The sequence below is a fragment of the Streptomyces sp. NPDC057543 genome, from assembly GCF_042801895.1.
Classification (GTDB): Bacteria; Actinomycetota; Actinomycetes; order Streptomycetales; family Streptomycetaceae; genus Streptomyces.
The window spans coordinates 1-20,029 of the sequence record NZ_JBHVFF010000018.1; the positions used below are offsets into that span (position 1 = coordinate 1).

Genomic DNA, 20,029 nt, shown 5'->3' on the forward strand with positions numbered 1-20,029 from the left:
GGGCTGTGCGGGTGCACAGCCCCTTCCTTCCCGGTCACCGGGTCTCTGGCCGGATCTCTAGTACGTCAGGCCGTACCCGACCGGGTACAGCACTCGCGCCGGATCGTCCGCGCGCTGCACCGGCACCGGCAGAGTGCCTTCCGGTTCGGCGTGGCCCGCGATCACCCGGGCGGCGGCCCGCAGTTCGACGTCGGTCCAGGAGTACGTGGCCAGGTTCGCCGCGAACCCGGTCCCGGCCAGCTGGGCGATGTCGTACGGATTGCGGATCGCGACCGTGATCACCGGGACGCCGGTCGCCGCCAGCGCGCTCACCAGGGTGCGCTGGGAACTGGCCGCCGTGACGTTGTACGTCCCCACGATCACCGCGTCCTTCCCCCGTGCGGCCGCCACCGCCTCGTCGATCTTCGCCTTGGTGGGGGCGGTGCCGGTGGACAACGCCGTTGCCGTGTGGCCCAGTTCGCCGAAGGCCGTGGCCAGGGTGGTGGTCGGCGGTCCGGTGGTGCCGGACGGTGAGGCCGGATCGGCGCCGACCACGAGGAGGTTCTTGTGGGAGCGGCGGGAGAGGGGCAGCACCGCGCCGTCGTTGGCGAGCAGCGTGGTGGTGCGCTCGGCGATCCGGTCGGCGGCGGCGAGATGGGCCCGCGTCCCGACGGTACGGTCCACCCCCGCGTGGCTGACGAACGGGTCGTCGAACAGCCCGAGCTTCGTCTTCAGCCGCAGGATCCGCAGGATCGATTCGTCGATCCTGGACTCGCTGATCTCACCGCTCTTCACGGCATCAAGGACGGCGTTCCAGGAGACGTCCAGGTTCGGCGGGTTGAGCAGCTGGTCGACGCCCGCCAGGAGCGCGAGGACCGGCACGCGCTCGTCGCCGTACTTCGTCCGCACGCCCTCCATACCGAGCGAGTCGGTCACCACGACACCGTCGTAGCCGAGTTCCTCGCGCAGGATGCCGGTGAGGATCGGGCGGGACAGCGTCGCCGGGTCCTCGGCCGGGTCCAGCGCCGGGACGACGATGTGCGCGGTCATGATCGAGTCGATGCCCGCGGCGATCGCGGCCCGGAACGGCGGCTCGTCCAGCTGCGCCCACTGCTCCCGTGTGTGGCCGATGACCGGCAGACCGGTGTGGCTGTCGGTGCTGGTGTCGCCGTGGCCCGGGAAGTGCTTGGCCGTCGAGGCGATGCCGCTGCTCTGGTATCCCTTCACCTGCGCGGCGACCATCCCGGCCACGGACTGCGGGTCGGAGCCGAAGGAGCGTACGCCGATCACCGGGTTGGCCGGGTTGACGTTGACGTCGGCGTCCGGGGCGTAGTTCTGGTTGATGCCGATCGCGGCCAGTTCGGCGCCCGCGATCTGCCCGGCCCGGCGGGCGTCGGAGCGCGAGCCGCCCGCGCCCAGCGCCATCGCGCCCGGCATAAGGGTGGCGGGCTCGCCGACGCGGCAGACGATGCCGTGCTCCTGGTCGGTGGAGACGAGGAGCGGCAGGGGGGTGGGGCCGGCGAGACCGGCGCGCTGGATGCCGTTGGACAGGTCGGCGATCTGGTGCGGGTCGCGGGTGTTGTGCGCCCAGGCGAAGTAGATGATCCCGCCGACGTGGTACTTGGCGATCATCTCGGCGGCCGTACGGACCCCGATCTCGGCCAGGTTGGCGTCGATGTCGGCCTGGTCGGGCTCGGTGGCGGAGTGCCCGTACACCCGCATCACGAAGAGCTGCCCGACCTTCTCCTCCAGGCTCATCCGGGAGATGAGTCCCTTGAGGCGCTTGGTGGCGGCGGCTGAATTCTGCTGCCCGCTGCTCTGCCCGCTGCTCGCGGACCGCTGGGCGGCGACGGCGCCGGGGGCGACGACGCCGCCCGTGACGGCTGCTGCGGCAGTCGCGGCGGTGGCGGTGAGGAGGGTGCGTCTGGAGGTGCGGTGGTGCACGTGTGCTCCTTCGGCCGTACTCGGGGACGAGGGGTGGTGAAAGAAACGGTGGTGAAAGTAACTTCCAAGGAGCACGGATATCCAGAAAATAACTTCCGGTCAAGGGTCCGGACCGTTTTGAGCCTGTCCGGTACTCGTGGGCGTCGCGCCGGGGCGTGGTGGCAGGAGGACGTGGGGGCAGGGCGCATAGGGCGGGGCGTGGCGGCAGGGCGTGGCGCCGGGGCTCCGTTACGTCCTCAGTCCCACCGCGGTTCCGTGGGCCTGGAGCGCCGAAACCGCCGCCGTGATCGAGGGCCGCCGGGCCGCCTCCGTACGCCACAGGGCGTACAGCCGACGCACCGGCACGGGGTCGAGCGGCACCGCGACCACCCCGGGCGGCAGCGGCCCCCGGCCCAGGCGCGGGATCAACGCGACCCCGAGACCGGCGGCGAGCAGCGCCAGTTGCGTGTGGTTCTCCTCCGCCTGGTGCCGGATGTCCGGCTCGTAACCCGCCGCGCGCAGCGTCCGTACGAGCCAGTCGTGGCAGACCGTCCCGGGCGGCTGGCAGATCCATCGCTCCTTCGCCAACTCCTCGCGCCGCACCGCCTCCCGCCCGGCGAGCCGGTGGCCCGCCGGCACCAGCAGATCGCACGGGTCGTCACCGATCACCGCCTGCGCAACGCCCTCCGGGGCGGGCAGCGGGGCGATGTCCCAGTCGTGCGCCACCGCCAGATCGATCACGCCCTTGGCCACCAGGTCGACCGAGAGATGCGGATCGACCTCGGTCAGCCGGACCTCCAGCGCCGGATGGTCCCGGTCCAGCCCGGCCAGCACACCGGGCAGCAGCCCGCGCGCCGCCGACGCGAACGCGCCGATCGACAGCCGCCCCGTCGGCAGCCCCCTGCGCTCCTCCAGCGTCGTCTCCGCGCGCTCCACGATCGCCAGCAACTGCTGGGCGGTGGTGGCGAGATGGAGCGCCTCCTCGGTCAGTGCGACGCCGCGCCCGCGCCGTTCGAGAAGGGTCGTACGGGTCTCCCGCTCCAGCTTCGTGATCTGCTGAGAGACCGCCGACGGGGTGTAGCCGAGCGCGGCGGCGGCGCCCGCCACGGAGCCATGGACGGAGACGGCGTGCAGCGCGCGCAGCCGGGACAGATCGAGCACCGGAACCCCCGGCTCTTGGTGATTGATTAGCAACGCTCAATTCCACCATGAAGAAATCCGCGCTGGTGCTACATGGTCGGCGCGGGTGATCCTCGGTGCATGCGTCCCCTCCACATCGCCCTGGCCGCCTTGGTGGCCGCCGTCTGGGGTGTCAATTTCGTCGTCATCGAGGTCGGCCTCGGGCACTTCCCGCCGCTGCTCTTCTCCGCTCTGCGTTTCCTGGTCGCCGCGCTGCCCGCGGTCTTCTTCGTCGGCCGGCCCAAGGTCGCCTGGAAGTGGATCGTCGGTGTCGGGCTCGTCCTCGGAGTGGCGAAGTTCGGGCTGCTCTTCATCGGCATGGACCGCGGCATGCCCGCCGGTCTCTCCTCCCTCGTGCTCCAGGTCCAGGCGGTCTTCACGGCCCTGTTCGCGGCCCTCACTCTCGGTGAACGGCCGGGCAGAATACGTGTGTTGGGGATGGGGGTGGCTCTCGCGGGCATAGGGGTGGCGGCGGTCGACGAGGGCGCGGGCGGACCCGTACTCGCCTTCGTCCTGGTGATCGCGGCGGCGGCCTGCTGGGGTGTGTCCAACGTGCTGACCCGCAAGGCCGCCCCGCCCGACTCCCTCAACTTCATGGTGTGGGTATCGACCGTGCCCGTGCTCCCGCTGCTCGGCCTCTCCCTCCTCTTCGAGGGCTGGGACCGCGACGCCGACGCCCTGGCCGCGCTCGACTGGAGCGGCGCCGGAATCATCGTCTACGTCGCCTGGATCACCACCGTCTTCGGCTTCGGGGCCTGGGGCTTCCTGCTGCGCCACCACCCGGCCTCGTCGGTGGCCCCGTTCACCCTGCTCGTCCCGGTCTTCGGGATGTCCTCGGCCGCGCTGTTCCTCGGCGAGTCGGTGAGCCCGCTGCGGTGGTGCGCGGCGGCCCTCCTGGTCGGCGGGGTGGCCCTCACCTCGCTGGCGGGGGCGCGCCGGCCGCGTACGGCGGGTAGGCCCGACGACGCTGCGACACCGGAGTCGGAGCCGTCTCCCTCACCGGCCAGGACATAGGTCAGGATCTGGCGCAACGCGGGGCCCGGCTCGCACATGCCGGGCCCCGCGTGCCACCTCACCTCACGTGCTTCGGCACACCCTTGGGCTCTTCGGCCTGCTCCGGTACGAAAGTGATCTCACCGTTCAGCACCTTCTTCGCTGTCACCCGGTCCAGCGCGCCCTCCCAGCGGGACACCACGAAGACGGCGACACAGTTGCCGAGCAGGTTCGTCAGAACACGCATCGCGTCCATGATCCGGTCGACGCCGAGCAGGAGCGCCACGGCTCCCGCCGGGATGACTCCCAGCGCGGACGCGGTCGCGGACAGGGCGAGGAAGGCCGAGCCGGCGACGCCCGCCATTCCCTTGCTGGTGAGCATCAGGACGAGCACGACGGTGATCTGCTGCCCGATGGTCAGATCCACGCCGACCGCCTGGGCGATGAAGAGCGTCCCGACGGAGAGATAGATCGAGGCGCCGTCGAGGTTGAAGGAGTAGCCGGTCGGTAGCACCAGGCCGACCGCGTCGTCCCGGCAGCCGGCCGCGCGCAACTTCTGCATCATGCGCGGCATGACGGTCTCGCTGGAGGCGGTACCGAGCGCGAGCAGTATTTCCTCACGCGTGTAGCGCATGAACTTCCACAGGCTGATCCCGGTGACGGTCTTGAGCGCGAGCGCGAGCAGGCACAGGAAGAGCAGGGCGACGCCGTAGCAGACGGCGATCAGTTTGCCGTACGTGGAGAGCGCCCCGAGGCCGTATTCGCCCACCAGGTGCGCCGTTGCGCCGAAGACCGCGAGCGGGGCGAGCTTCATGACGAATCCGACGATGGCGAAGACGACTTCCTGGGCCTGCTCGATGGCGGGCAGGATCGCCGGCACCTTCGTGGTGCCGAGGTGGAGCAGCGCGGCGCCGACCAGACAGGACAGGACGAGGACCTGGAGGAGGGAGTTCTCGGCGAAGGCGCCGACAGCGCTGTCGGGCAGCGAGTGGAGGATGAACTCCGAGGTCGAGGGCAGCTCCCCGCCACCGGTCTTGGCGCTCACGGCCGAGGTGTCGAGCGTGGCCGGGTCGATGTTCATGCCCCGGCCGGGTCCGACGAGGTTTCCGGCGAGCAGGCCGAAGACGAGGGCGAAAGTGGTGGCGACCTCGAACCAGATGAGGGCCTTGATCCCGATGCGACCGAAGGCCTTGAGGTCGCCCGCCTTGGTGATCCCGGCGACGACCACGCAGAAGACGAGCGGGGCGATCATGGCCTTGATCAGGCGGACGAACCCGTCGCCGAGCGGCTGGGCGGCCGAGGCGGCCTCGGGCCACAGCCGTCCGACGAGGACTCCGAGCAGCAGTGCGCAGGCGACTTGCGCGAAGAGCGAGGTACGTAGCAGGCGGGCGGTGCGTCGCGCGAGGGTCGGCGCGGCAGGTGGGGTTGGTGGGGCGGCGTGCGGCACGGGCACTCCTCCGTAGCGGACTTCTGTCATGCGGAAATGAATTTCCGCAGTGCGGGCCACTATGGCGGAGCTGTGTCTTTCGCAAAAGACCCCGAGTCCTGTCCGGGAAAATCTTGGACCTTGCTCCAAACGGCCTCCTCCGCGCCCACCCCTGTCCGGCGGCTCGGCAGTGCAGGCGGTCGTCCGTGACCGTGCCGTGGGCGGAGCGGCAGCAGAACCCGGACATGACTGAGGACTCCCAGGAAGCCCTGCTCCCCGGGAGTCCTCCACCGTCGACTCCTGCTACTCCTTCGTCGCGCCCAGCCGCAGGAGATGCTCCCGTCCCGCGCTCAGCAGTCCCGGCAACTCGGCCGCGTCCGGGTGCCAGCGCTTCTCGTACTCCCAGCAGACCCAGCTGTCCGTGTCCAGCGTGTCCAGGCAGGCCCCCAGCGGCAGCACCCCGGCGCCCAGTCGCAGCGGAGTGACATCGTCCGCCGACGCGATGTCCTTCACCTGGACGTAGCCCAGGTGCGGGGCGAGCACCGCATGGCTCGCGGCCGGCTCCTCGCCGGCGAGCCAGGTGTGCATGATGTCCCACAGCGCACCGACCTGCCGGTGCCCGACCGTCCCCACGACACGTGCCACGGCGGCACCGGCCCGGTGCGAGTCATGGGTCTCGAGCAGGATGCGTACGCCCAGGTTGGCGGCGTGCGGGGCGGCGGCGGCCAGTCGGCGGGCGGCGGTCGCGTCGGCCACGGCGGGGTCCTGGCCGCCGCCCGGGAAGACCCGGACGTTCTTCGCACTCAGGTCGTGGGCCAGCTCCACCAGCCCGGCGAGCTCGTCCAGCACCGGCTGGTCGTCCCCCTCGGCGGCGACCCGGACGTACCCGGCGACGGTCAGGATCTCGACGCCGCCCCTCTTGAACTCCTCGACCACCTCGGCACGTTCGGCCGAGGAGAGCCCAGGGTGCACCGGCTCCTCGGGGTGGGCGCGGAGCTCCACCCCCTGATAGCCGTGCTCCGCGGCGAGCCGGATGACGTCGGCCATCGGCATCCCCGGCACTCCGAGGGTCGAGAAAGCGAGCTTCACGTGCGTGTTCCTTCCGTCGGTACGTGCCACTGCGCCTGACGGACCGGACAGCGGCCCGCACATCATCGGCCCACGGCGCGCGGTACGGGTACCCGGGACCAGAGTGCGGAATCCGGCCGTGTCACTTCCGCGGCGGCGCCGTCGACCCCCGCACCATCAGCTCCGCCGCGATCGTCGCGATGCCCCCCGGCGGCGGGGCCTCCTTGCCCATCGCCAGCCGCCCCGCCCGCGCCCCCGCCTCGAAGAGCGGTAGGCGTACGGTCGTCAGCGCCGGGACCGCGTCCACGGAGAACGGCAGATCGTCGAAGCCCGCCACCGAGACGTCCTCGGGGATGCGGAGACCACGGTCCCGGATCGCCGCGCTCGCACCCAGGGCCACGGTGTCGTTGGCGGCGACGATCGCCGTCACCTCCGGTTCGCGGCGCAGGAGTTCGAGGGTGGCGTCGTAGCCGGAGCGGCGGTCGTAGGGGCCGTGGACGGTGAGGCGTTCCTGCTCCCCGGCGCCCGCCCCGTCGCCGAGTCCCGCCGCCCTCATCGCGTCGCGGTGGCCTTCGAGCCGGTGGCGGGTCGTCGTCCGCTCCAACGGGCCCGCGACGTAGCCGATCCGCCGGTGGCCGAGCGACAGCAGATGCTCTGTGAGCCGACGCCCGCCGCCCCGGTTGTCGAAGGCGAGCGCGGCCACGACCGCCTCGCTGTCCGGCAGCGGGGGCCGCCCGCACAGCACCACCCGGGTGCCCGCGTCCGCGAGCTTCGCCAGCTTGGCGGAGATCGCCGCCTGGTGCCCCGGGTCCTCCACCGCTCCGCCGGTGAGGACGACGGCGGCGGCCCGCTGGCGCTGGAGCAGGGTGAGATAGGTCAGTTCGCGCTCGGGGGAGCCGCCGGTGTTGCAGATGACGGCGAGTTTCTCGCCGCCGGCCCGCCCGGAGCCGTCACCCGGACCGCCGATCTCCGTCTGCGCCGCGCCCGCCATGATCCCGAAGAACGGGTCGGCGATGTCGTTGACCAGGATGCCGACCAGGTCGGACGTGGCGGCCGCGAGCGAACTGGCCGGCCCGTTGAGCACGTAGTCGAGGTCGTCCACCGCGCGCAGGACCCGTTCCCGGGTGGACGCGGCCACCGGGTAGTTGCCGTTCAGCACGCGGGAGACGGTGGCCGGGGACACCCGGGCGCGAGCCGCCACGTCCGCCAGGGTGACTGTCATCGCTTTCCTCCGAGGGTGATGAGGAGTGAGAGGAGTTATCGGCGCGCCCCCTCTTGTCCGGGCCGCTGTCGGCAGGCTAGCGTCATACGGCATAGAAAGCGCTTGCTAAAGCTATATGGAGGGAACTTCGTGACACGCAGGACAGTGCGCATCGCCATGAACGGCGTCACGGGTCGCATGGGGTACCGGCAGCACCTGGTGCGCTCGATCCTCGCGATCCGGGAGCAGGGCGGCCTCGATCTCGGCGACGGCGACGTGCTGTGGCCCGAGCCGGTCCTCGTCGGCCGCCGCGCCCACGCCCTGGAGGAGCTCGCCGCGCGACACGGCCTGACCGAGTGGTCGACCGACCTCGACGCGGTCCTCGCGGACGAGACCATCGACATCTACTTCGACGCCCAGGTCACCTCGGCCCGGGTAGAGGCGATCAAGAAGGCGATCGCCGCGGGCAAGCACATCTACACCGAGAAGCCGACCGCCACGGACGTCGACGGAGCCCTGGAGCTGGCTCGGCTGGCCCGTGATGCCGGGATCAAGCACGGCGTCGTCCAGGACAAGATCTTCCTGCCGGGTCTGCTGAAGCTGAAGCGCCTCATCGACGGCGGCTTCTTCGGCGAGATCCTCTCCGTGCGCGGCGAGTTCGGCTACTGGGTCTTCGAGGGGGACTGGCAGGAGGCCCAGCGCCCGTCCTGGAACTACCGCGCCGAGGACGGCGGCGGCATCGTCGTCGACATGTTCCCGCACTGGGAGTACGTGCTCCACGAGCTGTTCGGCCGGGTCTCCACCGTCCAGGCGCACGTCCAGACGCACATCCCGCAGCGCTGGGACGAGCAGGGCAAGCCGTACGCCGCCACCGCCGACGACGCCGCGTACGGCATCTTCCAGCTGGAGAGCGGCGCCGTCGCCCAGATCAACTCCTCCTGGACCGTCCGCGTCAACCGCGACGAACTCGTCGAGTTCCAGGTCGACGGCACGCACGGCTCCGCCGTCGCCGGGCTGCGCAACTGCCGCGTCCAGCACCGCTCGGCCACCCCCAAGCCGGTCTGGAACCCGGACCTCCCGGTCACCGAGCCGTTCCGCGACCAGTGGCAGGAAGTCCCGGACAACGCCGTCTTCGACAACGGTTTCAAGGCCCAGTGGGAGCTCTTCCTGCGCCACATCGTGCTCGACGAGCCGTACACCTGGGACCTGATGGCGGGTGCCCGCGGTGTCCAGCTCGCCGAGCTGGGCCTGAAGTCCTCCGCCGAGGGTCGCCGCTTCGACGTACCGGAGCTGACGCTGTGACGATCCACTCCGCGTACGGCACCGGAGTCGGTCCCGTGACGATCCGCCTCACGCACGGCGCATCGGAGCTGATCTGAGTGACCATCCAGCTCCCGCAGGGCCCGTACGAGCCCCGCACCACCCCGCTCGACCTCGCCGCCCCCGGCGCGGCACCGCTCGCCTCCCGTACGGTCTTCTCCGCCGCCCACGTGGTCGCCGACCCGTACGCCGACATCAGCCCCGACGACCCCGTGGCCGTCGACTGGGACGCCACCCTCGCCTTCCGCCGCCACCTCTGGTCGCACGGACTCGGCGTCGCCGAGGCCATGGACACCGCCCAGCGCGGCATGGGCCTCGACTGGGCCGGCGCGGCCGAACTGATCCGTCGCTCCGCCGCCGAGGCGAAGGCGGTCGGCGGCCGGATCGCGTGCGGCGTCGGCACCGACCAGCTGCCCGCCGGGCCCGCCACGCTCGCGCAGGTACGGTCCGCGTACGAGGAGCAGCTCGCCCTGGTCGAGGAGAGCGGCGCCCAGGCCATCCTGATGGCCTCCCGCGCCCTCGCCGCCGCCGCGAACGGCCCCGAGGACTACCTGGAGACGTACGCACACCTGCTGCGCCAGGCCTCCGAACCGGTCGTCCTGCACTGGCTCGGCCCGATGTTCGACCCCGCGCTGGAGGGCTACTGGGGCTCCCCGGACCTCGACGCCGCCACCGACACGTTCCTGAAGGTCATCGCCGAGCACCCGGACAAGGTCGACGGGATCAAGATCTCGCTGCTGGACGCCGAGCGCGAGATCGACGTACGCCGCCGCCTGCCCGGCGGGGTCCGCTGCTACACCGGCGACGACTTCAACTACCCCGAGCTGATCGCGGGCGACGACCGGGGCTTCAGCCACGCCCTGCTCGGCATCTTCGACCCGCTCGGCCCGCTGGCCGCGCACGCGGTACGGGTCCTGGACACCGGGGACGTCCAGGGCTTCCGGGACCTCCTCGACCCGACGGTCGAGCTGTCCCGCCACCTCTTCCGGGCGCCCACCCGCTTCTACAAGACGGGCGTGGTGTTCCTCGCCTGGCTGGCCGGCCACCAGGACCACTTCACGATGGTCGGCGGCCTCCAGTCCGCCCGCTCCCTGCCGCACCTGGCGAAGGCGTACGAACTCGCGGACCGGCTGGGCCTGTTCCCGGACCCGGAGCTGGCCGAATTCCGGATGCGCGCCCTGCTCACGGTCAACGGAGGCAGCCGATGAGTGACGGCCGTCTCTCCATCAACCAGGAGACCATCAAGCAGTGGTCGCTGCCCGAGCTGGCCGAGGGCTGCGTCAAGGCCGGCATCGACAAGGTCGGCCTGTGGCGGGCCCCCGTCCAGGAGTACGGCGTCGAGCGCACCGCCCGACTGCTCGCCGACTCCGGACTGACCGTCACCAGCCTCTGCCGGGGCGGCTTCTTCACCGCACTCGACCCGGCGGAACGGGCCCGCGCCCTGGACGACAACCGCGCCGCGATCGACGAGGCGGCGGCCCTGTCCACCGACACCCTGGTCCTCGTCTCCGGCGGTCTCCCGGCGGGCAGCAAGGACCTGCACGGCGCCCGCGAACGAATCGCGGACGCCCTGGCGCAACTCGCGCCGTACGCGGCCGAGCGCGGCGTACGTCTCGCGATCGAACCGCTGCACCCGATGTTCGCCTCGGACCGCTGCGTCGTCTCCACGCTCTCCCAGGCCCTGGACATCGCGGAACGCTTCCCCGCCGACCAGGTCGGGGTGGTCGTCGATACGTACCACATCTGGTGGGACGACCAGGCGCCCGCCCAGATCGCCCGCGCGGGCGCGGCCGGCCGCATCCACTCCTTCCAACTGGCCGACTGGATCACCCCACTTCCGGCCGGAGTCCTGCTCGGCCGGGGCCAACTCGGCGACGGCGCCGTGGACTTCCGCGCGTTCCGTTCACAGGTCGAGGCCACCGGCTTCGACGGCCCCATCGAGGTGGAGATCTTCAACGAGGCCCTCTGGGCCCGCGACGGCGCCGAAGCCCTCGCGGAGGTCGCGGCCCGCTACGCCGAACACGCCTGCTGAGAAGGCTTTTTTCCGCCAGGGTAAAGAGATCGTCAAGGCATGCAACCGTTCGGCACCCTGCCGGGTCATATCTGGCGTCGGGCGCTTCCGGGGGGATCCGGGGGGATCGGGAAGCCTTGACGGAGGGGGATAGCGAGGGGGGTCCGGTCGCTTCGACCGGGCCCCGTTTCGTTGCGCCGGCTCCGCCCACCGTCGTCGGCCAACACCACCTCGGAGGGCAGGCCCTGCGAGCGCCTACTCCGTTTTGTGGACAACTCCAGAGCTTCACCCGCGAACATGCGGCGTCGGTGTCAGTCCGGACCATGTCCGGCTGGCCAGTTTTGCTCGTTGCTTCCGGGAAGTACGCCATGACAGCATTCGACTCGTGCTCGATATCGGGGAAGACATAGCGGAGCCTGCCCGACCTTCGAAGATCGCCGGCTTGGCCGACTGGCCGCCTGTTCCCGAGGCGCCCCCGGCACCGCGTGAGGCACCGGAACCAACTCCTGCCAAGACGTCGGAACGTGATATGACAGCGGCGTCCCGGCATGAGTTTGCTGTGTTGCTGGGTGAATTCCGGCGTACGGCGGTGCTGGTGCCGCTGGATGAGGCCGGGGATCTGTGGTCGGCGGAGCAGAACGGGGTCTGCTGGATCTGCGCGTTCTCGGACGAGGCAGCCCTTGCCCGGTTTGCGCAAGCCCGGGGGGACGCCGAGCGGGAGTGGACGTATCAGACCGTGCTGGGGGCGCGGTTGCTGGATGCGATGGTTCCGCTGTTGCCGGGGCCGGCGGGGGTGGCGCTGGATGCGGGCAGTGCGGACGGGATGTTGTTCCCGCCGGTGACGGGCATCGTGCCGGATGCTGCGGCGGTCGATCTCGGGGGGACGCGATGAGCGGGGACGGTTCTGATCTCCAGGTGCCGCCGGAGGCCTTGGCCGCGATCGCGGAGGGGATCGACCTGGCTCATGCCGAGTTGAAGGACCTGGGTGGGATCGGAGAGTCGTTCGCCGGGCGCGGGTTCTCCGACCTGGCGTTGTCAGGGCTTGAGCTGGGACACGGCGGGCTGACGTCGGAGTTCGAGACGTTCTGCAACCGCTGGGAGTGGGGTGTGCGGGCGCTGATGCTCCGTGGGAACAACTTCGCGCTGGGGGTGGGCCTCTCGGCCGGCTCGTTCGCCGAACAGGAGCAGTACATCAAGGACTCGTTCAAGATCGGCGAGAACTCCCTCAACGGCAACCCGCACTTGACCGAGGACGAGGTCAAGCAGATGAGCTGGGAGACGATCCGCGACCAGCACGGGTGGGACAACGCGGACTGGAGCAATGAGTCGTTCTCCGAGGCCCACGCAGAGGTCAAGCAGACGTGGAAGGACACCACGTACGACGTCATGGACGCGCAGATGGACGCCATGGAGCGCTCCGGCATCATCGACCCGGCGGTGCGGGATCTGCTGGACGAGCAGCTGAAGGATGATCTCGATCCGTCCCAGGAGACGGTGACGCAGGCCGAGCAGCCGCGGTGGGGGGACGGTCACTGATGGCGGATTTCGGAAGTCTGGGCGGCCTCGTCGGCAAGGCCACCGACAAAGTCGTCGACGGGATCGATTCCGGCATCGACAGGGCAAAAAACTTGTCGGCGAGGGGGTTGACTGGGCAACCGACAAAGCCGGTGACGGCCTGCGGCGCTACGGATACGACGGCGTCGCCGACGCCGTCGAGGACTGGGGTGATGAGACAGCCTCCTCACTCGGCGCGGAGATCGGTGAACAACAGCTCGGCCAGACCGAGGAGCCCGACGAGCTGATCCACGGCAAGCCCGAGCAGATCGCTGCAACGGTCAAGAACCTGCGCGACTTCCGACACGCTTTCGATCTGGTCGGCGGCGGGATGAAGAAGCTCGACTCCAGCAACTGGAAGGGCGAAGCGGCCAACACCTTCCGTGAGAAGTTCGAGACGCTGCCCACGGACTGGCTCCGGGCCGCCGACGCGTTCGAGGACGCGGCCAGGCGCTGGAGACATACTCCAAGACGATCACCAGCGCACAGAGCAAGGCCCGCGAGGCGATCGCCCTGTACAAGGAGGGCGAGAAAGACACCAAGACAGCTGTCGAGGCATACAACAAGAAGGCCGATGCCTATGAAGCTGCCCGCAACGACGCCACCCCGCTGCCCCACCCCGGCACGTTCACCGACCCCGGCAAAGCCAAGCGAGCCAGAGCACGGGAGATTCTGACCGATGCGAGGCGCGCCCGCAACGAGGCCGCCGAGTTGGCGAAGAGTTCTGTCACGGCTGCGATGGCCCACGCGCCGAAGGAGCCCACCGGCCGCGACAAGCTGAAGCTCGACATCGTCGACCAGGGCCTGGGCACGGGCGTCGAGAGCATGCATCTGGCCGGCGGAGTCGTCAAGGGCACAGCCGGCCTGGTCAACTTCGTCCGATCCGTCCACCCTCTCGACGCGTACAACCTGACTCACCCCGCCGAGTACTACAAGGGCGTCAACATGACGCTCGCGGGCCTCGCCTCCACCGCCGCCAACCCCGACCGGGCGCTCAAGAACGCCTGGGACGCGGCGAAGGGCGACCCCGCAGAATTCATCGGCCGACTCATACCCGAGCTGGTCGGGACCAAGGGCGGCGGCCTGATCAAGGGCGGCCTGCGGGCCGGGATGAAGGACCTCCTCGAACGCCCCAAGGGCAAGAACCGGCACGGACACGAGAAGAACCCCGACTCCAACGCCAAGAAATGCAGCGAGGTCAAGTGCGCCGGAGACCCCGTCGACGTCGCGACCGGACGCATGCTGCTGCCACAGACGGACATCGTGCTGCCCGGATCGCTGCCTCTTGTCTTCGAGCGCGTCTTCGACTCCTCGTACCGAGCCGGCCGGTGGTTCGGTACCGGCTGGTCGAGCACGGTCGACCAGCGCCTCGAAATCGACGCGGAAGGCGTGGTGTTCAGCTGCGAGGAGGGCAGCCTGCTGGCCTATCCGCATCCCGCGCCCGGCGTTCCCGTCATGCCCACGCATGGTCGGCGCTGGCCCCTGGACCGGGTGGACGACGGCTACACCATCACCGACCCGGAAACCGGCTGGGTCCGGCACTTCGTCGACCACCCCGACGGAGAGCTGGCGCTCCTGGCACAGATCGATGACCGCAACGGCCGCTGGATCGCCTTCGAGTACGACGAGACAGGTGCTCCGACATCGATCGTCCACCACGGCGGCTACCACCTGAAGCTCACCACGAACGACGGCAGGGTCACCGCAATGCACCTGTCAGGCGCCGCACCGGACGGCACCGACCAGGAGATCCTCCGCTACGGCTACACCGACGGCCACCTCACCGAAGTCACCAACTCCTCGGGCAAGCCATTGCGCTTCGGCTGCGACGAGCTGGGCCGCATCACCTCATGGACGGACACCAACGGCAGCCGGTACGAGTACGTCTACGACGAGCACGACCGCTGCGTGTACCAGACCGGCACCAACGGCCACCTCGAAGCCGGCTTCACCTGGGACGACACCGACCCCGACACCGGCCTACGCATGACGTCCATGACCAACGGCCTCGGCCACACCACCCGATATGTGATCAACGACCGCTCCCAGGTCGTCGCCGAGATCAACGCGCTGGGAGCGGTCACCCGCTACGAGCACGACCGCTACCACCGGCTCCTGTCCGTCACGGACCCGCTCGGACACACCACCCGCTCCACATACGACGAGCACGGCCGCCTCACCTCGTTGATCCGCCCGGACGGGCGCGAACTGACCGCCGACTACAACGCCCTCGGCCTACCGGTACGGGTCAAGGGCACGGACGGCACGGTCACCCGCCAGACATATGACGAGCGCGGCAACCGTACGTCGGTCACCGAGGCCTCGGGCGCGACGACGGCCTACGTGCACGACGAGGCCGGACACCTCATATCCGTTGTGGATGCGCTTGGACACCGCTCCATGGTGCGGTGCGACATGTCTGGCCTGCCCGCCGAGATCACCGACCCGCAGGGCGCAACGACGCGCTACGAGCACGACCCTTACGGTCGCCCGGCCTCGGTAGCCGACGCCCTGGGAGCCATCACCCGGTTCGTCTGGACCACGGAGGGGAAGCTCGCCCACCGCATCGATGCCGATGGCAGCGAACAGTTCTGGACGTACGACGGCGAAGGCAACTGCACCACCCACACCGACCGGATCGGCGGCGTCACCCGCTTCGACTACACCCACTTCGACCTGTTGACCGCCCGCACCGGCCCCGACGGCGTCCGCTACGAGTTCGAGCACGACGCCACCCTCCGCCTCACTCAGGTCACCAACCCCCAGGACTTGACCTGGACGTATGAATACGACGCCGCCGGCCGCCTGATCCGCGAGACCGACTTCGACGACCGAGTCCAGCTCTACACCCACGACAACGCCCGCCGCCTGGCCTCCCGCACCAACCCCCTCGGCCAGACGATCACTTTCGAGCGCAACGAACTCGGCCAGGTTCTCCGCAAGGTTGCCGACGGCAAGGCGACGACGTACGAGTACGACTTCACCGACCAGCTGGCCCAGGCCACAAACGACGACGCGACCGTGATGCTGCTGCGCGACCGGCAGGGCCGACTCATCTCGGAAGCCGTCAACGGCCGCACACTCAGGCACAGCTACGACGAGCTGGGGCGCCGCACGGTCCGGACGACACCCACCGGCACGGAAAGCACTTGGGCGTACGACGTATTGGGCAACCCGACGGCCCTCACCACCCACGGCCACACCCTCACGTTCGCTTACGACGCGGCCGGTCGCGAAGCCTGCCGCCGCCTGGGCGAAGTGACCTTCACCAACGCCTACGACACCGTCGGCCGCCTCACCGCCCAGACCGTCCACGGTCCCGTCGACCGTCTGATCCAACATCGCGCGTACACCTACCGCCCCGACGGCTACGTCACTCGCATCGACGACCACCTCGGCGGTACCCGCCACTACGGCCTCGACCCCACCGGCCGCGTAACCTCCGTCCGTGCCGCCACCTGGTCGGAGTCCTACGCCTACGACGCCGCCGGCAACCAGACCGACGCCAGCTGGCCCGACGCCCACCCGGGAGCCGAGGCAAGGGGATTGCGCACGTACGAGGGCACCCGCATCACCCGCGCCGGCGCGATCCGCTACGAACACGACGCCGCCGGGCGCATCACCCTGCGCCAGAAGACCCGTCTGTCTCGCAAGCCGGACACCTGGCGGTACACCTGGGACGCCGAAGACCGCCTCACCTCGGTCATCACCCCGGATGGCACCCTCTGGCGCTACCACTACGATCCACTGGCCCGCTGAATCGACAAGCAGCGACTGGCTGTCGACGGCGAGACCGTCGCCGAACAAGTCGATTTCACCTGGGACGGCACCACCCTCTGCGAACAAACCACGCACGCCGAGGACATGCCCAACGCCGTCACCCTCACCTGGAACCACCAGGGGCTCAAGCTCCTCACCCAAACCGAACGAATAACCGCTGCTGAAGCGGGTCAACATGAGATTGACTCGCGCTTTTTCGGCATCATCACGGACCTGATCGGTGCCCCAACCCAACTCGTCGACGAGGAAGGAACCCTTGTCTGGCATAGCCGCGCCACACTCTGGGGCTCCACTACGTGGACGAAAAAAAGCACCGCTCACACACCGATCCGCTTCCCTGGTCAATATCACGACTTCGAAACCGAGCTTTACTACAATCTTCACCGCTATTACGATCCAGGTGTAGGAAGATACGCCTCACCAGACCCTCTCGGGCTAGGTGCCGCCCCAAATTCTTCGGCATACGTCATTAACCCTCACACCAGTTGCGACCCTCTGGGTCTGATGCCATCAGAGTGTAAGAAAATTGCTTATGGCAAGTCGAAGGGTGAAGGTCAGGATCTCAAGCGTTCGGCCACAGTTGGCAACGATGAGTGGCAGTTCAATACCGGCCATGGATTTGATCGCGTCCATACAGGGCGCGATGGAGTTCCGAACGACCTGCGAACCACTGGTCTTACGCCCGACCAGATCGAGCAGGGAATCGTTAACTCTGTGTACGACCACATAGAAAATGGAGGAACCGTACCCCGAGTTGGCCCTGGGTTCACTGGACCGTTGGACAGGGAGATACGAATAGAAGGACACAGTATTGGATATCGCGTCTCCCAGACGCCCGATGATGTGTACCGTGTGGTTACATACTGGCTCAACCCCTAAAGAAAAAGGCTCATGTCTGACCTGACTCGATTGACCCGGGATTTGATTGAATCGACGTACGAGGAAAACGCCCAAAAGATCCCTGATCTAGTGCGAGATTTCATCGAAAAAATCACATTCGCCAAACCAGAGGATATTCTTTCTGCTGTGCATGACGTGCTGGCGGAGGATTGGATGGCGATGCCGGTTTGGGCCCGCAATCTCGCTTACAGACTTGTATGCTTGCAGCGCCCAGACGATCCCGAACTGCTGCGCGAAGCGGCGGCCGACCTGTTCTCTTTTGGTCCCGACTGGGATGAAATCGCAGAAGAACTGAGAGCGCGAGCGACACAATTGGAGAACTGATCCGATGCGAGGCATCCTGGCCGGCCTCGCACCCCGGTCAGGAAGCGCTCGGCACACGTGAGTACACAGGCAGGACCATCAAATCGCGCGGGCAACATCTGCTACGAACACGGCGCCCTCGACCGCATCACCCTTCGGCAGAAGACCCGTCTGTCCCGCAAAACCGGACACCTGGCGGAGGACAAAGAAACCGTCGTCGAACGGGTGGCGTTCACCTGGGACGAAACGACCTTGTGCGAGCAGACCACCACGTCCACTGTGCGGCCCCACCCGGTCACCCTCACCTGGGACCACAAGGGCCTGCAGCCCCTGGCTCAGAGTGAACGCATCACCGCCGCAATAGGTTGAGCGCATGGAATCCCGTGAATTTATCAACATTGCGCGCAAGGTCCTGGATGCAGCATCGGGGGCGCGTGAACGCGCGGCCGACGAAGTCACCGATCAGTTGAGCACCTATTCGCCTGCTCAGGCTTCCGCGTTGGCAACGCTGCTGTCGGCAACTGCGGCCTCGGAGAAGGAGAGCTCGGCCCTGGAGGCCGAGCTCCACGCCATCCTCGAATTGATGTCAACGGGCCATGTCGGCCTTGACCACGTCTCACAGCTGCGGGAGATCCGGCTTGGGGAGGTGACACCTGAACTTCGCGGATACGTAACCGACTTGCTTGAAATCTGAGCAGGGCCCCGGGGGGGACAACTTTTCAGCGGGGTTGGGCGGCTCAACGCCGCCTGGCTGAGGCTGTCCCTGACTGCTTCAATCTGCTCTCCTGGGCCCAGGCGTTAATGCTGGACGGTGAGTTGGCCTCCGCCGAGCCGAAGAAACTCCGATACCGGCTGCTGCACGCAGCTGCCTGCCTGTCGAAGGCCAGCACGACGGTGTCGCCCACGCGGATCTCACCGTGACCGATCAAGCCGTCCTCGGTTGCCACCCGCCCGAGCTCCTCCCCGTCGCATGCCTGGGCGACGAAGTCGCGCGCCGTCGGTCCCACTGCACGGCTCCAGGACGTGGCCTGACCACATCCGCCCCAGGTTCGAACACACTCAGTGTCTATCGCTGAAACGTCGCTCTGCTCGTGAGCCGCTCGTGGAGCAGGGCCAGGCGGCAGGAGAGGCAGTGCTCTGTGCGCACCGGCAGTTGTGCTGGAGCGGATATCAGGTGTGTCACATCAAGGGGCCTCTGTCTCCACAGCGGCGTGAGGAAGGCCGACGGGGTAAGACGTCGGCATGCATGGCGCGCCCACGCGGCGGATGCTCCTTGTGCGTACGGGACGAGCCCCGTAACCGGGCCGGGAAGGGGTGGTGGTTGCGGGGCTCGGGGTACCACGGCTCAGGCGCCGATGCGACGGTCCTTGACCGCCGAGACGAACGACGACCAGCCGTCGGCGGAGAAGACGAGCGCGGGGCCGTCCGGGGTCTTGCTGTCGCGGACGGGGACGGTGACATAGCCAGCGGCCACCTCAAGGCAGTCGCCCTGGCCGCCGCCGCTGTAGCTGGACTTGAACCACCCGGTGAGCGTGGACGAGTCGGAGACACTGCACTTACTGCTGACCATGTTCGTATTCCTCTGCTGCTGCCCGCACGAGGGCCAGTGATTCCTGGTGCGACATCGCATCGCTCAAGGCGAGATCGTAGGCCGTTCGGCAGGCCTTAACCAGAGCTGGATCGTCCATCAGATGCCCTGTCAAGAAGCCCTCCACATAGGCCACTGAAGCGGAGTCCTCGAAGCCCATGAGGGATGCCAATCCCTCTTGCAACGAGTGGGCGCCCGCGCTGAACGGCAGCACATGCAGCCGAAGCCGTCCGGCGTCGGCCATGTCCGCGATCTTGCGCAGTTGCTCCGCCATGACCTGCGGCCCGCCGACCTGACGCCTGAGCACGGCCTCGTCCAGCATGGTCCACAGGACAGGGTTCAACGGGCCGTCGAGGATGTGGGCACGTTCCGTCCGGATGACGACATCTCTGTCAAGGTCCTCCTGCCGATGGTTCGGCCGGTATGCGCGGAACAGCGCACGCGCGTACCCGTTCGTTTGGAGCAGGCCGGGTACCAGAGAGAGCGCGAACTGCTGGATCAGTGTTGCCTGCCGCTCCAACTCCGCCATTACGGCGAAGTGATCGGCGTACTTCGTCTCCAGGTCCTCCAGCCATCGGGTGAAGAACCCATCCGTCTGAAGCGCGCGGTCGACCCGCTGTGCGTCATCCGGGTTCGGCAGGCGCCGCCCCGCCTCGTAGTGACTGATCAGCGTCGGCGAGCACACGACCTGATCTCCCAGGGCCTCCTGGGTCAGCCCCGCCGCCGTCCGTCGCAGCCTCAGCTCCTCCCCGTACTTCTCCCTCGGTGTACGCGGCTTCCGGTTCATCGCCATCCAGCCCCAAC

15 protein-coding genes and 4 pseudogenes are annotated in these 20,029 nt (G+C 68.5%); 11 read left to right on the plus strand and 8 right to left on the minus strand.

Annotation, left to right across the window (positions count from 1 at the left end; genetic code table 11):
* Window positions 1–57 precede the first annotated feature (57 nt).
* Together ACFU8Q_RS05525 and ACFU8Q_RS05530 are read right to left on the minus strand one after the other, a co-directional pair.
* On the minus strand, window positions 58–1,923 hold the full coding sequence (locus tag ACFU8Q_RS05525; protein ID WP_384448141.1) for a glycoside hydrolase family 3 protein: 1,866 nt from the start codon (window positions 1,921–1,923) through the stop codon (window positions 58–60).
* Between the two features lie 228 nt (window positions 1,924–2,151).
* The gene (locus ACFU8Q_RS05530) at window positions 2,152–3,063 is read right to left on the minus strand and encodes a LysR family transcriptional regulator (protein WP_384448143.1); all 912 of its coding nucleotides are present in this window, start codon (window positions 3,061–3,063) and stop codon (window positions 2,152–2,154) included.
* A gap of 99 nt (window positions 3,064–3,162) precedes the next feature.
* Between ACFU8Q_RS05530 and ACFU8Q_RS05535 the strand changes: the two genes are divergently transcribed.
* Complete coding sequence (locus tag ACFU8Q_RS05535) at window positions 3,163–4,095, plus strand: EamA family transporter (protein WP_384448146.1); 933 nt, start codon at window positions 3,163–3,165, stop codon at window positions 4,093–4,095.
* A gap of 58 nt (window positions 4,096–4,153) precedes the next feature.
* Here ACFU8Q_RS05535 and ACFU8Q_RS05540 read toward each other — a convergent pair whose 3' ends face one another.
* The 3 genes from ACFU8Q_RS05540 to ACFU8Q_RS05550 all read right to left on the minus strand — a co-directional run bounded on the left by ACFU8Q_RS05540 (window position 4,154) and on the right by ACFU8Q_RS05550 (window position 7,790).
* A complete protein-coding gene (locus ACFU8Q_RS05540) occupies window positions 4,154–5,458 on the minus strand; it encodes a cation:dicarboxylate symporter family transporter (RefSeq protein WP_384448257.1) in 1,305 nt (434 codons plus the stop codon).
* A gap of 345 nt (window positions 5,459–5,803) precedes the next feature.
* Window positions 5,804–6,589: a sugar phosphate isomerase/epimerase family protein gene (locus ACFU8Q_RS05545; protein WP_384448149.1), complete on the minus strand. Its 786-nt coding sequence runs from the start codon at window positions 6,587–6,589 to the stop codon at window positions 5,804–5,806.
* Between the two features lie 121 nt (window positions 6,590–6,710).
* Complete coding sequence (locus ACFU8Q_RS05550) at window positions 6,711–7,790, minus strand: LacI family DNA-binding transcriptional regulator (protein ID WP_384448152.1); 1,080 nt, start codon at window positions 7,788–7,790, stop codon at window positions 6,711–6,713.
* 129 nt (window positions 7,791–7,919) lie between these two features.
* On the opposite strand from ACFU8Q_RS05550, the gene ACFU8Q_RS05555 reads away from it, so the two are divergent.
* The 10 genes and pseudogenes from ACFU8Q_RS05555 to ACFU8Q_RS05600 all read left to right on the plus strand — a co-directional run bounded on the left by ACFU8Q_RS05555 (window position 7,920) and on the right by ACFU8Q_RS05600 (window position 18,331).
* Window positions 7,920–9,071: a Gfo/Idh/MocA family protein gene (locus tag ACFU8Q_RS05555; protein WP_384448155.1), complete on the plus strand. Its 1,152-nt coding sequence runs from the start codon at window positions 7,920–7,922 to the stop codon at window positions 9,069–9,071.
* A 77-nt stretch (window positions 9,072–9,148) separates the two neighbouring features.
* A complete protein-coding gene (locus tag ACFU8Q_RS05560; protein ID WP_384448157.1) occupies window positions 9,149–10,297 on the plus strand; it encodes a dihydrodipicolinate synthase family protein in 1,149 nt (382 codons plus the stop codon).
* Window positions 10,294–11,121: a sugar phosphate isomerase/epimerase family protein gene (locus ACFU8Q_RS05565; protein WP_384448161.1), complete on the plus strand. Its 828-nt coding sequence runs from the start codon at window positions 10,294–10,296 to the stop codon at window positions 11,119–11,121. The genes ACFU8Q_RS05560 and ACFU8Q_RS05565 overlap by 4 nt, the downstream gene beginning before the upstream one ends.
* Before the next feature lie 364 nt (window positions 11,122–11,485).
* Window positions 11,486–11,992, plus strand: a complete 507-nt coding sequence (locus tag ACFU8Q_RS05570; protein WP_384448164.1) for an SseB family protein — start codon at window positions 11,486–11,488, stop codon at window positions 11,990–11,992.
* Entirely contained in the window at window positions 11,989–12,636 is a 648-nt protein-coding gene (locus ACFU8Q_RS05575) for a hypothetical protein (RefSeq protein ID WP_384448166.1), read from the plus strand. Before ACFU8Q_RS05570 ends, ACFU8Q_RS05575 begins: the two co-directional genes overlap by 4 nt.
* Before the next feature lie 139 nt (window positions 12,637–12,775).
* Window positions 12,776–13,356, plus strand: a pseudogene (locus ACFU8Q_RS05580) (putative T7SS-secreted protein); the annotation flags it as partial.
* A gap of 552 nt (window positions 13,357–13,908) precedes the next feature.
* Window positions 13,909–16,944, plus strand: a pseudogene (locus ACFU8Q_RS05585) (RHS repeat-associated core domain-containing protein); the annotation flags it as partial.
* Between the two features lie 381 nt (window positions 16,945–17,325).
* Complete coding sequence (locus tag ACFU8Q_RS05590) at window positions 17,326–17,658, plus strand: hypothetical protein (RefSeq protein ID WP_384448169.1); 333 nt, start codon at window positions 17,326–17,328, stop codon at window positions 17,656–17,658.
* Window positions 17,659–17,666: 8 nt separating this feature from the next.
* Window positions 17,667–17,997: pseudogene (locus tag ACFU8Q_RS05595) on the plus strand (hypothetical protein); the annotation flags it as partial.
* A gap of 13 nt (window positions 17,998–18,010) precedes the next feature.
* Entirely contained in the window at window positions 18,011–18,331 is a 321-nt protein-coding gene (locus ACFU8Q_RS05600) for a hypothetical protein (RefSeq protein WP_384448172.1), read from the plus strand.
* 174 nt (window positions 18,332–18,505) lie between these two features.
* Here the strand turns inward: ACFU8Q_RS05600 and ACFU8Q_RS05605 are convergent.
* The 3 genes and pseudogenes from ACFU8Q_RS05605 to ACFU8Q_RS05615 all read right to left on the minus strand — a co-directional run.
* Window positions 18,506–18,626 (minus strand): annotated as a pseudogene (locus ACFU8Q_RS05605) (VOC family protein); the annotation flags it as partial.
* A 356-nt stretch (window positions 18,627–18,982) separates the two neighbouring features.
* Window positions 18,983–19,207, minus strand: a complete 225-nt coding sequence (locus ACFU8Q_RS05610; RefSeq protein WP_384448175.1) for a DUF397 domain-containing protein — start codon at window positions 19,205–19,207, stop codon at window positions 18,983–18,985.
* Window positions 19,194–20,018 carry a Scr1 family TA system antitoxin-like transcriptional regulator gene (locus tag ACFU8Q_RS05615; protein ID WP_384448177.1) on the minus strand — a complete coding sequence of 275 codons (825 nt, stop codon included), beginning with the start codon at window positions 20,016–20,018 and terminating at the stop codon, window positions 19,194–19,196. Before ACFU8Q_RS05615 ends, ACFU8Q_RS05610 begins: the two co-directional genes overlap by 14 nt.
* Window positions 20,019–20,029 lie beyond the last annotated feature (11 nt).

Coding starts and splice junctions, on each gene's coding strand:
- ACFU8Q_RS05610 (WP_384448175.1), bottom strand. CDS start 19,207: ATGGTCAGCAGTAAGTGCAGTGTCTCCGACTCGTCCACGCTCACCGGG.
- ACFU8Q_RS05550 (WP_384448152.1), bottom strand. CDS start 7,790: ATGACAGTCACCCTGGCGGACGTGGCGGCTCGCGCCCGGGTGTCCCCG.
- ACFU8Q_RS05590 (WP_384448169.1), top strand. CDS start 17,326: ATGTCTGACCTGACTCGATTGACCCGGGATTTGATTGAATCGACGTAC.
- ACFU8Q_RS05535 (WP_384448146.1), top strand. CDS start 3,163: ATGCGTCCCCTCCACATCGCCCTGGCCGCCTTGGTGGCCGCCGTCTGG.
- ACFU8Q_RS05615 (WP_384448177.1), bottom strand. CDS start 20,018: ATGGCGATGAACCGGAAGCCGCGTACACCGAGGGAGAAGTACGGGGAG.
- ACFU8Q_RS05600 (WP_384448172.1), top strand. CDS start 18,011: ATGGAATCCCGTGAATTTATCAACATTGCGCGCAAGGTCCTGGATGCA.
- ACFU8Q_RS05565 (WP_384448161.1), top strand. CDS start 10,294: ATGAGTGACGGCCGTCTCTCCATCAACCAGGAGACCATCAAGCAGTGG.
- ACFU8Q_RS05575 (WP_384448166.1), top strand. CDS start 11,989: ATGAGCGGGGACGGTTCTGATCTCCAGGTGCCGCCGGAGGCCTTGGCC.